The following is a 13,865-nucleotide window of genomic DNA, read 5'->3' on the forward strand; positions in this document are numbered from 1 at the left end:
GCTAATACTTTGCCAATGGTCACTTACGCCAATGATCAATAATAAAGTAGTCTTCAGGCTTTAAGGTGTTTTGCAGCGCTTTCGGCACATCAGTTCTTCTTGGTGGTTTGTTCTGATCGAGCTTAAACGTAGGCGCTGTGATGATTGGCACATTGCCAAAGCCTTCGCTGAGGAAATCCCCTTGCGTTTTCATCCAAGCAAACAGTTGTGTTTGTAAACGTGTTTTTACCGTTTTTAGGCTTGGCTCGGCAATCAGGTTATTTTGCTCGAACGGGTCATTGGTTAAATCATATAACTCTTCAAACGGTTCGTTCTTGTGGTGTTGAGCGCCGAGCTCAAGAAAGGCGTTAACATTGGCTTTGTCGGTTAAGTTTTTATCCAGCACTTCAAGTGCGTTGAAGTTACGAATGTATTTGTACCGAATATCGCGGATCATCCGTGACGGAAAAACGCGGGCATTAATAATGTTTTGATTGGTACGGACACCATAAACATATTGATGGATCGCTTTATCTTCACCTTTTAAAATATTCAAAAAGCTTTTGCCGTCGATACTTGGCTCAGGCTGCCCGCCTGCGGCATCAATAAAGGTAGGTAATACGTCGGTATAATGCACAAGTTGCTCAGAGCGCGAGCCTGCTTTGATAACACTTGGCCAGCGCACCACAAAAGGCACATTTAAACCAATATCTTTTACTGAAAATTTACCCGATACACCATGGTCGGCGCTGTAAATAAATAAGGTGTTATCGGTTAAATGTGTATCAACCATACGTAATACATGCTCTAGTTGGGTATTATCTTCTTCAATACTGCGATAGTAACCGGCTCTTTTTTCAATGTACTTTTTATTGTTTTTTAGGTGCTGATCAAAGGGGTGAAATTTAAGTTTATCGGCATCAGGGTTTTTAACGTCAAAATACTTACCATGAGGGTATTTTGAGGCGATAAACATCACAAAAGGTTTGGTGGTTGTCTGAAAATATTTTTCAATATCAGCTAACGGAATGTAGTCTCGCGGAACACCTTTCTTTGGCACGGGTTGCCATTCCTGATCCCAGTCATAAACACTGGCCGGTTTTACATGGCTTTTACCAGCAAGTACCACCTCGTAACCTAAGGCGCGCATTTGTTTGGTTACTGATTTAATGTTTGGACGCGTTGGTGTGTGATTGGCAAAAGCGCCATTTTTTAACGGATATTTACCGGTAAAAAGTTGTGTTCGGCTTGGTGCGCAAATCGCTTGCGCAGTAAAAGCGTGCTTAAAGATAATACCTTCACGGGCAAGTCGATCAACTGATGGCGTATGTACTTTTTCATTACCGTATACACCGTAATCGGTAATGTCTTGATCATCAGCTAGGTAAAAAATAATGTTAGGGCGACTAGCACTGATATCTATAGGTTTTTCGAGCTTTTTGCTACTTACTGCTGGTGTTGTCAGTGGCTCATTTGAGCAACCTGCAAACTGCAAAGCCAGCAAGCTAAACAACAGGGTGACAATAGACTGGTTTTTCATGTTAAGTCCTTATTTTGTTAACAACAGGATTAATGCGTTTGGCATTGTTGCTGTGTGATACAAGCGGTTAACTGAGCGCGCATTTTAGTGGCAACCGCTTGGTAACGCGGCTCATTAACCACGTTATTGGTTTCATGCGGGTCAACTTTATGATCATATAACATCTCTTCAATGGTGTTCTCGGCAGTGGCATACGAGGTAAAGATAAAGTCATCGTTCACTACCGAGTCACCTTTTTTAAAGCGGCTATAAATTTGTTTTTTATGGTTAACCGATGCGTTTTGTAACGATTTAACAAAACTTTGCCCTTGAACCGTTGCAGGCGGGTTAACCTTGGTGATTTCAGTGATCGTTGGGAACACGTCAACTAATTCGACTAAAGCATCGGTTTTTTCATCTTTAGCAATATTAGGTCCTGCGACGATCATAGGAATGCGCAGTGAGGTTTCTAACATGGTGTGTTTAGTCCAGAAATTATGCTCACCTAAATTAAAACCATGATCACTGGTTAACATAATAGTGGTGTTGTCACGTAAGCCAAGGCTATCTATTTGCGCGATGACATCACCTACCAAGGCATCAATATAACTGACGGATGCATAATAACCTTGTAATGACGACATATGGAAAGCATCACTGTTGTAGGTGTAGTCTTTAAAATGGTAAGTGTGAATTTCGCCAGAGCCATTTAGTGATTTGGGTGCGTTACGTGGCTTGTTACGGTCAAAAAATGGGCTGAATTTTTCTCTTGGATGCAAGTCGTAGTACTTTTTCGGTGCATAAAACGGTAAATGCGGACGAATAAAGCCAACACTTAAGAAGAAAGGTTGCTCTTGCTTGGCAAGCCGAGTTAACGCTTTCAGTGCTTTTTCTTTTACTTTGCCGTCAGGGTAGGCTTCATCAGCGACATCCATGGTTTCGTACCAAGGACCATTACCACGTTTATTAAATTTAGTCGTTTTAAGGTAATTTTCTGAATCAGGGTTTAAGCGAGTGGCATGGCCCATACCGGCATTTTGCAGTTTTTCACTCCAACTGACCTTGGCTAAATCTTTGCTGTTGTGAAAGATTTTGCCAATTCCCATGGTGTGATAGCCTGACTCGCGAAGCACTTGCGGTAATGATTTGGCGCCAGGCGCGTCTTTTTGTGCTTTGGCTTTATAGTCAATAAACCGAGTTTTGTTCGGGCGAATGCCGGTTAACATACTGGCGCGTGAGGCACCACAAACAGGGACATTGGCGTACGCTTGAGTAAAGGTGATCCCTTGTGCCGCTAAAGCATCAATATTAGGGCTATAAGCATTTTTGTCGCCGTACACGCCTAATACTGGTCGTAAATCATCAACAATGATCATGACAATGTTCTGTTGTGGGGATTGTTCTAGCGTTTGTTTTGCTTTTTGTTTTAGCTGTGTTTTGGTCGTATTTTCTTGTTGGTCGCTATTTACCGCGGAAGTACAGGCGCTAATAGCTGTTGCTACCAATAGGCTAGCAACGCCCGCTTTAGCGCATTTTAATAATTTGCCCACAAGAGCTCCTTTATTTATGCTTGTAACTGTTTGTTTGAAAGACAAATGTTGGCCTTTTTCAATCTAGCTTTTGGTCATTACTTTTGCTTTTTTCTCACTAAGGCTTGTATAGAACAGTCATAAGTTGGCGGTGTTACCCCCCTTATATATCGTTTTTTTCGTATTTTTTCGATGGGAACAAAAAAGCCCGAAAACGGGCCTTTTTGGAATGGTTTCTAATTTTAAGGAGCCATTATTTTTTTGGGCAAACCTGTTATTGGCGCTAATGCTAATGTTGTTTGCGCAGGTAAAAGCAGAGTTAACTGAACTGGCAATGGTTCGGCGTTGGCAGGTAAGCCAAAATAATTTTTTCCTTGTTGTGTATGTTGCCAATGTTGTTGTACCACAAACTTGGGTAAGGCAAAGTCGTAAAATGCCACTTCATCAATAACGCCAGCATAAGATTTTTCTTGCCAACGTTTATGGCCTTGAGTGTTGCCAATAGTGGCATTGCCGGGGCCGCCAGTAAGCATTTTAGAGCCTGGAGGATACTGATAACTGGCAAGCAACTGACCGTCAATATAAAGTGCTTTTAAGCCTGTGCTCACATCATAACTGGCGACCACATGATGCATCTTGCCGTCTTTCAATTGCGCTAGTGTTGGTCGCCCTTGTTGGCCGTCAAGTGGCAGTTTTAGTCGGTGATAACCTTGCCCTAATATATATAAACCAAACTCTAAACTTTCGTTTACGTCTATATCTGGCATCAAATCTTGTTTGCGGCTGTTGTGCTGAAAACCTAGCACCATACGTAGTTTCTCATCACCGGTATCTTTACTGAATATTTGGTCAATATCTCCTAATTCGCCAGAATATTCTGGCGCTAGCAATACTTCAAGGGTGACGCCGTCAGATACCGCAAAAGAACCACTTGCTGGTACGGTGCCACCACCACTGCCTAAATCAATGCGATCAGTCGAATGGTTATTAAAGTAATAACTACCTTGGCCTACTAAACCTTTGGTTCGGCGAGTACTTTTACCCGCGATACCAACAGCATTATTGGCAAGGTCTATAACGCGATCGCTGTGGCTTTCAAATGGCCAAAAATGTTTAGGTCTCCAGCGTGAGGGCAGTAGTAGTGTATTAGCGCCCGTGGTCAGTATGGGTTCGGGCTGCGTTAAATCAATGGTTAAATCGTCACCATTGGCGTTTACACTGAAGCTAGGTGTATGCACGATTATTTTCTGCTTAGAAACGGCAACGAGCTTTAATAGACCACGTTTTAGTTGCAGTTCATTGCCGTTGAAAAGCTTAATAACAGTATGGGCGGTAAGGTGGAGGCGAACATCGTTTGGTAAAGCGATCACCGCGTCTTGCTCCACCCGGTATTCACCGGCAAACAAGTTGTTATCTGCAATATTTCCTTGGCTAACAATAGACAGGTGACCTTGCAAAATTTGCGCATTAAAGGGCGCGGTGCTTTGGTTGAATAACTGCCAAGTTAATAGCGCAGTTAATATCGCAATAAGCAGGCACAGCACGATGAATACATGGCTGCGCATCTGCCTTAATTTATTGCTTTTGCTTACGCTGTTCGTTGTTGTATTTGGCAGCTGTTCGGTTGGCGTTATGGTTGCTATTGTTTGTTCATCGCCTTTTGGGCGCACTACAAATTCTTCCGTCATCCGTCGATAGACAAATTCCATATTTTGTTCAACGGCAGCTTCTAGTTGCATATGCATGCTGATGTAATCGTAATAAAATTGCTGCGCGTCTATATTATTATCTAGCAGTTGTTCAAGCCGTTGTTTTTGCTCAGTGGTTGCGCTGTAATTACAAATCGCATCGGCTATTTCCCTGATTTCGGCAAACTGTTCGCTACGCTTCACGAGGCACCTTCGGTAATTTTTTGATCAATACAGTCAAATAAGCTTTTTCGTAATTTATGCACGGCTTTGCGAATCGCACGAATGGATCGTCCGTTTATTTCAGCTATTTCAGCTGCGGTTTGGTTATTGACATAAAACGACTGGTAAATATTTTGTAATGGCGGTGCCAGCAGTTGGCAGCATTGCTCTAAATAACACCATTTTTGCTCTTGCGACAAAGCCTTGCTTTCAATGGTGGTAAGGTTTTGTGCAAACTGTTGCATAAAGTAATCAGACAGCCCTAATTGGTATTTTTGCTGAGTACGCCTGAATACTTGAATACGGTTAAAGGCAATGCTATTTGCCCATTTCGAAAAGTTAGTGCCTGGCTCAAACTTTTCAAACTCTTTCCATAAGGTTAAACAGCATTCTTGAAAAACGTCATCAGTTGCTGGTTTGTCTTGCAGGTAAGCAAAAATATAGGCATATAAGCGTTTTTTATCGGCATTAAAAAGCTGCCCAAATGAACTTGAGTGAAGTAAGGTCGCGGCATTTTGGGGTTCAGCGCATGATGTTGAACCTTGCGTTGAAGAGGTTACTTTGGCGTGAGACACGACATACCTTTTATAAACCTTAACTCGTTTATCTGAACACTAACGAATAGCGTTTGGTTTAGCGCTCAGGTTAAATACAATATTCGAAAGATCGTACTGACTGAGCAGACTTACTACTCAATTCATATCCAAGTGCAAAAGCTTGAATTTCGTCAGTGAAGATAACAATACTTTAGGAGGATGACTACGTCAATATTAACATTGCTCTACCGTTTGCTATTGTACCGGAAACTTAATTCAAACAACGAGCTTTTGTTCTTTGATTTGAGCTAACAGGTACTATCGGTTAGATAATACCTGAGCTGCATTGTTATTAATAAGGTTTAATTATTTATGAGGTTTTAAAAGTTGCTCGCGAATAAGTTGTTGATTCACCTTGGCATCATATTCAGGGTTCAGTTTGGTTGGAATATCTGCGCCAATTTGTTGTTGCCATGCTTGCAGTTTCGCTTTTAACTGAGCGACCTTTTGTGGCTGTTGGACAGCTAGGTTGTTTTGCTCAGCCAGATCGTTAGCTAAGTTATACAATTCATATTCGTCATTTTCAAAGTATTGGATCAGCTTCCAGTCGCCACTTCTAATAGCACTACCAGGGCGGGTTCTAAATAGTGGATCTTGCCCTTGGTCGGTTTTGGCATGGTGTGCCTGTAAATATATCGGGAAATGCCAGAATAAATCGCGCTCGGCAATGTCTTGCTGACCTAATAAGTGCGCAGTTAAATCAACACCATCGAGCACTTGGTTTGGTTGTTTTGATTTCGTTAAATTAACTAAGGTTGGGTAGAAATCAGCATTAATCACCGGGGTATGGTCAAGGCCTGGTTTAATTTTTTCTGGCCAACGAACAATTAATGGCACGCGTAAACCACCGTCATAATAAGAGCCTTTACCACCGCGAAGTGGTGTTGGGAATGACGACATCCGGTAACCGCCATTGTCAGAGGTAAAAATAACCACGGTATTATTTGCTAAACCTTCTGAGTCTAACATATCAAAAATTCGGCCAACATTGTCATCCATATGCTCAACCATTGCCGCGTAAGTGGCTTCTCGCTTACTTTTAATTCCTTTTTCATGATACTTGTTTACTTTATCAACAACCGCTTGATAAGGGGTGTGCACCGTGTAGTAAGGCACATACGCAAAAAACGGTTGGTCTTTGCTTGATTTCACCCAGTCGATCACCTCTGTGGTTAAACGCTCGGTTAAATATTCTCCCTTCGGGCCGTCTTCAATGTTCGGTAATTGGTAAGGGCTAAAGTAATGGAAAGTCATACCTTGGTGGCTACCACCAACATTAACATCAAAACCTTGTTCGTCAGGATCTACGCCTATATGCCATTTACCGAAGCTTCCGGTGGCATAACCTGCTGTTTTCAGGGATTCCCCTATGGTGATAACGTCCGTAGTAAGGCCGCGCTTATTTTTTATCGGGATCAGTTTACGTGTTTTTGTATTCCCTCGGTCCGATGGCGATACCGTATAAACGCCATGTCGAGGCCCATATTGACCTGACATAAGTACCGAGCGGCTTGGTGCACAGTTAGCTGCGCCTGCGTAGGCTTGATCAAAACGTAAACCTTGTTGTGCCAGTGCATCAATATTGGGCGTTTCAAAATAGTCAGTCGTTTGGTTGTAACCCACATCAGACCAACCTAAATCGTCGATAACAATCATGATGATATTGGGTTTGGCATTATCTGCTATCACGGCTGTGTTTACTGGCGTTGGCTTACCGCCACAAGCTGCCGTTAAAGTTAAAGTGCAGGTTACTAATAAAGTGTTTAATTTCATAAAGGTTACTCTATTGTTTTTGTTTAAATTTAATACGTTTCAAACGAGCGGTGCTGCCAGCTTTGGTTACGGTGGCGAGTGTGTTATTTCTTTTATAAGCTTTTCATAAAAATCTAGTGCTAACTGTGGGGTAACGATCGAAAGCGTGTTGGCCACTACAATGCTAAAAATATTTATTTATAACGGTAGAGTCAAAAAAAGAAAAATACTACCCATAAGATCGAGAAAAAAATAAATGTTTGTTTTTTGCCGCCACTAGTGTCACTCAATGTACATAAAAGAGCAAAATGGATACCTGCATCAGTACAATTTAATATTATGCGGGTGCAGGATATCAAGCAAGCGCAGCGCAGTAGTTGTAGGTTGATGTATACCAACCAGAGCCACTACGGGCAACAATAAGCGTACTTAGCATAGTCAGAAGGCTGTCTTCGAGCATTAGAGGCTTACAGGTCAATCTCAAAGCTCACTGAGACATCGCTAGGCTGAACGATAACTAGTGGATAAGCCTAGGCTATAAAATTTACCATTACCTTGCGTACAAATGCTTCTGAAACCCAATAATACTGAATAAACTTATTTTTTACCCGATGTGGAACTTAAATAGATCATGTTATTCCTTTATTAAATACCGTCATCGAGTGTTTGCTTTGGCATTCAATTGACAGGGTTTAGGCTGACGTTGCCGTGTACCTATATTTATTTCTTCATATTACGATAAAACGATCGCCTAGTGAAACAAATAATGCCAAGCGAGAGCAAAACTAACAAGCCAACACCGCCGCCACTACTCGATGATTCATCAGCTACAGTTAATGGTGGAGCTGGCTGTACAGGAGTAGGAGTTGGCGCGGGAGCATTTACCGTAATCGTAATACTTTCAGATTGTTTAATACTACCATCGCTTTTAGCGGCTACTGCATCTAGGGTATACTCTCCTGCAGTTGCAGGTTGCCAAGCAAAGGTATAAGGAGGTGTTGTGCTGCTAAAAACAAAGTTGCCATTGACATGAAAATCAACTTTACTAACTTTACCATAATTGGAGCTTACACTGGCGTCCAGCGTGAGGCTTTCACCCGCAGTCATTTCACTTGTACTTGGTTGTGCTAAGCTTACATCAAACACTAAGGGCTCACCGTTTAGACTAACCAATGTAGTGGCGGATGTTTTTTCTGTGCCATCTTCTTTGAACGCTTTAACCGTTATTTCATGTGTGCCGGGTGTAGAAGGTCGCCAAGTAAAAATATATGGCGCGTTACTATCGCTAGCTAATAAATCGCCATTTTCAAAAAATTGAACCGAATCAATCGCCCCTTCGTTAACGCTAACACTAGCTTGCAGGTTAATGCTTTGCCCAACGTCATACCTATACTTATTGGATTCAGTAGTCACTTTTACGTCAAACACATCAGCGATAATGTTCGTATCGTTTAGCACAATCTTATTAAATGAAAACGGGGCTAAGCTAATATTTTTATTACCATCAGATACTAAATTAAGAGGGTTCTCATCTATTGGTAAAATACGTTCTTCGTCTAATGAACTAAAGGCCATAGCGTAGTGCGTTACATTACCGTTATATGCCGCATTGTCTAAGGTCAACGTAAAAGGGGAAGCTTTATCAGTAAGATTTAACGCCAAGATAACGATTTTATTGTCTTTTATTACCGCCCTAGCACTTATGCTTTTTACACCACTTTCTAATTCAACGGCGCTTATATCGCTGTCTAACAAGGTGCTGTCTTGTAAAACTGAACGAATAATTTCATGGGCAGAACCAAATAAGGTTTTTTCTAAAGGCTCTTTAACACTAGGCCTAAATACTCCTGGTTGTACTTCTTTTTGATGCCACACTAAAAAAGAATTCAATTTACCATTAACACTAAACCAATTGGCTCTTTGGTAAATATCTTGGTTTTCACTCATAAATATATAAGTATCTGCCATTCCTAAAATTGACGCTGCATTTGGTCCACCTGACTTAACCCCCCATTCTGTTAACCAAATAGGTTTATTAGGCGCAACTTGTCGCGAATAATTATTCACAGAATTGGCAATGTGAACACGCGCTAGTAGCGCAGTTTTATAAGCTTCATTGCTATCATTATTGTCATCGGGATCGTAGCCAACATAGGTGTGTACTGTCACCGCATCAAAATAATCTTTACTTTCTGTGAGTAGTTCATTGTAATTAGGGTTGGCATAATTTTCTTTTCTTAATAGAGGTATAGAAAGTTGAATATTTGGATTTATCGCTTTTAAAGCCTTAGACATTGATTGTGCACGGGCAATATAATCACTCACGTTGGGTATAATTGTACTGCGTTGGCCAGGATAAAAGTTTTCATTACCCATTTCTATATTGGTGACAGTAAAACCTCGATCAATTAAGTCCATGTATCGGTCTACTGACTCAGAACTACCATCATCTAAAGGGCTACTGCCGTCTTCACCATCAGCACTCATATTAAATGTCCATACCATATCAAAGGGCTGTCCCTGATCATTTAAACGCTCGTTATTTAATTCTTGTAATCCATCAATGCCTACTTTTGAGCCACTTGATTCAAATACTTGAATTGTCGATAAATGGTCTAGCAGTCTGGATTTCGTTTCTCCGAGTGAGTTAGTAAATGTCACTCTATCGTCACCGAATTGTCTCGTGCTATCAGTACGCCAATCATACCAATTTGCCCATAAGCCATGAGGGAAGCGTATAGTTAAGGGGGCGAATGTTCTTATTAATTCTTTTTCGTTTGAATAAGTAAAGTTAAAAATATTGGTGCCGAGCAAGTTATTGTTATATTTTTGTTGTTGATGTGTATTTATGTTTATTTCTGCTGATATTGTTTCTGGCAACTCAAATGGATAATCGCTGGCATTAGATGAAGGTATTATTAAAAGTTGCAATGCAACAAGATTAGAAATTTTCATTTATTCTCCACTCACGGTATTAATCAACAACATCATTAAGTCAACGTTACTTAAGATTGCTCATGAAACTTACTTAAACTTTATTCACTTTTGCTGCTGTAGGTGCTAAAGCTTCATACGCCAAGACTTTTTACATATAAGTTTTAGATGGTTATTGTGTTTTGAGATCTACCAAGTTTGACCATAGCCAATCACTCTATCAAAAATGACTTACAATGACCCTAATAAAACACAGATGACAACTTATGACTCATTGTGATTTTTTTAGATCGTAAACGATAAGTTTCGAATTGTAAATTAATTGTTTTATGCCAAAGAAGCGAAAAAACATTAGGCTTAAACGAATAAATGAATCGACTCATAAGCTAACAACAGATTGAGTTTAGTATGCTAACCTCGTTTATTGCTCTTCCACGTCCCATCATATTGATACCCTATGTTTGCTTTGGCATTCAATTGACAAGGTTTACGCGGACGTTGTCTAGCTCACCTGTTACGCCATATCCGTTATACGATACTGTGTACTTCTAGCCCCTAGCCCAATTGACAATTCATCACCTGTTTCTTTGCCTAGTAATTGCTTACCTAACGGTGAGTGTGTACTGATGACCATGATCTTTCGCTGTTTAAATTCAAACTTGATCCCACCTGACACGGGCGCTAAAAAGACCCAAAGAGACGTCTCATTCTGGTCGATAATCTCAACCAAAGCGCCAATAGTGATAATATCAATGTCATTAACAGTCATGGGTTAGTATTCCTCTTACTTAATATACCCATACCATGAGGATTACGTTTTTTGTAATGGTCTAACTTTCCTAGACACCTAGTTAGAGGTAATATAACCAAAACTAACGAGGTTTTTAAAATGGGTAGACGACAATTCACATTGGAATTTAAACGCGAATGCCCAGAGAACGCAAAGCATGGTTCAACGTATTCTCGCTCAATGGCTTACCCTGCCTGATACCATTAAACAATAACGTACCCCATCAGACAACTTTAACGCTAGTTTCAGGAGTGCTATAACAGGCTCAGTTAGCGGTATTACGTGCTCCCTGCCCATCTTATCTTTCGGTATTGTCCATAACTTGCGATCTAGGTCAACATCGTCACAGTGTGCCAGCCTGATCGACTCACTACGGAGAAAGACATGCGGTGCTATTTGCAGGCAAAGCTTCACAGAAGGCATCAAATTGCTAGCCTGATCAATGGTAGATAACATGCGTGCAAATGCTCCCTGCTCTATTATCCCAGGCATATGACGCACTCTTGGCTGCTTGGTACAACCTTGCAACGGTTGGGCTGGGTTAGCTTCACAATACAAGTTTTGCACACTGTATTTAAAGATTTGGCTTGTAATGTTCTGTACTCGTTTAGCTAGCTCCAAGTACCCATCAGACTCCAGTTGCTTGAGTATGGGCAAAGTGTCTCTTGGCTTGATATGAGAGACTGTTATGTGACCTAGAGTGGGTAAAAGGTATCGTTCTATTCGTCTTTCAATGAGTTGTTTGTTTTTGCTGCTTGTATACCCTTTATAGTCGAGCCACTGTGAGGCTGCTAGCTCAAAGGTAACGCTCTTATACTGCACGACTGAGGATAGTTCATCACGCAACGTTCTAGCTTGATCAAGGGTTGTATTGGGGTATGTTCCAAGGGCTTTCATGGTCCATGAACCAGCATAGTTTTTATGACGATAACGCCATATCTTAGAGCCTGTTTTAGTCACTTCGAGGTAAAGACTATCTGAATCTAAATGACGTTCTAGTTTGGTGGGAGTTTTGAGACGTTGTATCTTGGTTTTAGTTAACATGTGTTTTTCTCTGTCAGTTACAGATTATCTACTCAAATTCTACTCATGGTAAACAGTAGAATTTACAAGAACTGGTAATGAGATGTTTTTTAGTAACAACTCACAAAGCCAGTAAACACGGGGCTTTAAAACGAAAAAAGCCAGACTATTATAGTCTAGCTTTTCATGTAATGGCGGAGAGAGAGGGATTCGAACCCTCGTTAGGTTTAACCCTAAACACACTTTCCAGGCGTGCGCCTTCAGCCACTCAGCCACCTCTCCGAAACGTTTCAACAAGATAACTCGTTGATTGCGGCGCGTATATTAGAAAAACACAGGTTAAATAACAAGTGTTTTCGCGATATTTCTACAATTAACAGTACCTAGACTGAAGTATTCGCGTTCGCTTTTAACTGAGCTGAAAAATCCAACATACGATTTAATGAAATTAAAGCCCCTTCACGCACACTCTCATCAACTTCAATATTATGTAGTGAATTATCACCAGCATCACAAGTTAACGCTTTATAAATTGATTCAAGGCCATTCATCGCCATCCAAGGACAATGCGCACAACTTTTGCACGTAGCACCATTTCCACCTGTGGGTGCTTCTAATAACTCTTTATCTGGGACTTGTTGTTGCATCTTATAAAAGATACCGCGATCGGTCGCGACAATGAGCTGTTTATTAGGCAAGGATTTAGCTGCATTAATAAGCTGTGATGTACTACCTACCGCATCAGCCATTTCCACTACACTGGCAGGTGATTCAGGATGCACTAAAATAGCAGCATCTGGATATACATGCTGCAAATCTTTCAAGGCTTTACTAGAAAACTCATCATGGACGATACATTCACCTTGCCACATCAGCATATCAGCACCGGTCTCTTTTGCTATATAACTGCCCAAGTGACGATCAGGTCCCCATATAATCTTGTGCCCTTCACTGTCCAAATGCTCCACGATCTCTAACGCAATAGATGAAGTCACAATCCAGTCGGCTCTGGCTTTGACTGCCGCAGAAGTGTTTGCATATACGACAACCGTATGGTCTGGGTGAGTATCGCAAAAATCCGAAAATTCCTTCTCAGGGCAACCTAAATCTAAAGAGCAAGTCGCCTCTAAAGTGGGCATTAATACCGTTTTTTCTGGTGATAATATTTTAGATGTTTCACCCATAAACTTAACACCCGCCACAATCAAGGTTTCTGCAGCACAATCTCTTCCAAAACGGGCCATTTCAAGTGAATCTGATACACAACCGCCTGTTGCTTCAGCTAATGCTTGAATTTCAGGATCAGTATAGTAATGAGCAACTAACGTTGCATTCTTCTCTACTAATAAACGTTTTATTTCTTGTGTCAAAAATGCTGAGCGTTCGGCTGATAAGCTAGCCGGTTTTTCAGGAAAAGGATAATCGATCGGAGCAATTCGTAATGCGTCAGTCATAATGGTCATGATGAGATTAATAATTCGAATATTATACGCATAGCGATAATGAATTCATAGTAGGGTGAATATTGACGATGAATAAAATAACAATTCAAGTTAAAACTAATAAGGATTATAAAGCTTATAAGATGAATGAGTATTGATAAAGATTAGATGGTGGGTCGTGCTGGATTCGAACCAGCGACCAATTGATTAAAAGTCAACTGCTCTACCAACTGAGCTAACGACCCATCTAATGGAAGCGATTGGAAAGAATGGTGGGTCGTGCTGGATTCGAACCAGCGACCAATTGATTAAAAGTCAACTGCTCTACCAGCTGAGCTAACGACCCTTTCTTTCAATCTGTTGCCTTGCTAGGCAACGGGCGCATATAATA

Annotated in this window: 9 protein-coding genes and 3 tRNA genes; all 12 read right to left on the bottom strand. The window is 41.0% G+C overall.

What is annotated here, in order from left to right:
* Positions 1 to 19: 19 nt before the first annotated feature.
* The 12 genes from G2999_RS02250 to G2999_RS02305 all read right to left on the bottom strand — a co-directional run bounded on the left by G2999_RS02250 (position 20) and on the right by G2999_RS02305 (position 13,820).
* The gene (locus tag G2999_RS02250) at positions 20 to 1,519 is read right to left on the bottom strand and encodes a sulfatase (protein WP_010178290.1); all 1,500 of its coding nucleotides are present in this window, start codon (positions 1,517 to 1,519) and stop codon (positions 20 to 22) included.
* Positions 1,520 to 1,548: 29 nt separating this feature from the next.
* Positions 1,549 to 3,048 (bottom strand): sulfatase, encoded by a 1,500-nt coding sequence (locus G2999_RS02255; RefSeq protein ID WP_010178292.1) that lies wholly within the window; start codon positions 3,046 to 3,048, stop codon positions 1,549 to 1,551.
* Positions 3,049 to 3,269: 221 nt separating this feature from the next.
* Positions 3,270 to 4,919, bottom strand: a complete 1,650-nt coding sequence (locus G2999_RS02260) for a LamG domain-containing protein (RefSeq protein WP_010178294.1) — start codon at positions 4,917 to 4,919, stop codon at positions 3,270 to 3,272.
* The gene (locus G2999_RS02265) at positions 4,916 to 5,512 is read right to left on the bottom strand and encodes a sigma-70 family RNA polymerase sigma factor (protein ID WP_010178296.1); all 597 of its coding nucleotides are present in this window, start codon (positions 5,510 to 5,512) and stop codon (positions 4,916 to 4,918) included. The genes G2999_RS02260 and G2999_RS02265 overlap by 4 nt, the downstream gene beginning before the upstream one ends.
* 327 nt (positions 5,513 to 5,839) lie before the next feature.
* The gene (locus G2999_RS02270; RefSeq protein ID WP_010178297.1) at positions 5,840 to 7,306 is read right to left on the bottom strand and encodes a sulfatase; all 1,467 of its coding nucleotides are present in this window, start codon (positions 7,304 to 7,306) and stop codon (positions 5,840 to 5,842) included.
* Positions 7,307 to 8,005: 699 nt separating this feature from the next.
* The gene (locus G2999_RS02275; protein WP_010178298.1) at positions 8,006 to 10,240 is read right to left on the bottom strand and encodes an Ig-like domain-containing protein; all 2,235 of its coding nucleotides are present in this window, start codon (positions 10,238 to 10,240) and stop codon (positions 8,006 to 8,008) included.
* 493 nt (positions 10,241 to 10,733) lie between these two features.
* Positions 10,734 to 10,988 carry a GreA/GreB family elongation factor gene (locus G2999_RS11630; protein ID WP_010178299.1) on the bottom strand — a complete coding sequence of 85 codons (255 nt, stop codon included), beginning with the start codon at positions 10,986 to 10,988 and terminating at the stop codon, positions 10,734 to 10,736.
* Between the two features lie 198 nt (positions 10,989 to 11,186).
* Positions 11,187 to 12,053, bottom strand: coding sequence for an integrase arm-type DNA-binding domain-containing protein (locus G2999_RS02285; RefSeq protein ID WP_010178300.1), 867 nt, complete (start codon positions 12,051 to 12,053; stop codon positions 11,187 to 11,189).
* A 171-nt stretch (positions 12,054 to 12,224) separates the two neighbouring features.
* Positions 12,225 to 12,314 (bottom strand) — tRNA-Ser (locus G2999_RS02290).
* Positions 12,315 to 12,415: 101 nt separating this feature from the next.
* Positions 12,416 to 13,486, bottom strand: a complete 1,071-nt coding sequence (nadA, locus tag G2999_RS02295; protein ID WP_029257337.1) for a quinolinate synthase NadA — start codon at positions 13,484 to 13,486, stop codon at positions 12,416 to 12,418.
* Between the two features lie 157 nt (positions 13,487 to 13,643).
* A tRNA-Lys gene (locus G2999_RS02300) sits at positions 13,644 to 13,719 on the bottom strand.
* Between the two features lie 25 nt (positions 13,720 to 13,744).
* Positions 13,745 to 13,820: transfer RNA gene (locus G2999_RS02305), tRNA-Lys, on the bottom strand.
* Between the last annotated feature and the right edge of the window lie 45 nt (positions 13,821 to 13,865).

The sequence above is a fragment of the Glaciecola sp. HTCC2999 genome (genome assembly GCF_000155775.1).
Classification (GTDB): Bacteria; Pseudomonadota; Gammaproteobacteria; order Enterobacterales; family Alteromonadaceae; genus Opacimonas.

Coding starts and splice junctions, on each gene's coding strand:
- G2999_RS02250 (WP_010178290.1), bottom strand. CDS start 1,519: ATGAAAAACCAGTCTATTGTCACCCTGTTGTTTAGCTTGCTGGCTTTG.
- G2999_RS02270 (WP_010178297.1), bottom strand. CDS start 7,306: ATGAAATTAAACACTTTATTAGTAACCTGCACTTTAACTTTAACGGCA.
- G2999_RS02275 (WP_010178298.1), bottom strand. CDS start 10,240: ATGAAAATTTCTAATCTTGTTGCATTGCAACTTTTAATAATACCTTCA.
- G2999_RS11630 (WP_010178299.1), bottom strand. CDS start 10,988: ATGACTGTTAATGACATTGATATTATCACTATTGGCGCTTTGGTTGAG.
- G2999_RS02285 (WP_010178300.1), bottom strand. CDS start 12,053: ATGTTAACTAAAACCAAGATACAACGTCTCAAAACTCCCACCAAACTA.
- nadA (WP_029257337.1), bottom strand. CDS start 13,486: ATGACTGACGCATTACGAATTGCTCCGATCGATTATCCTTTTCCTGAA.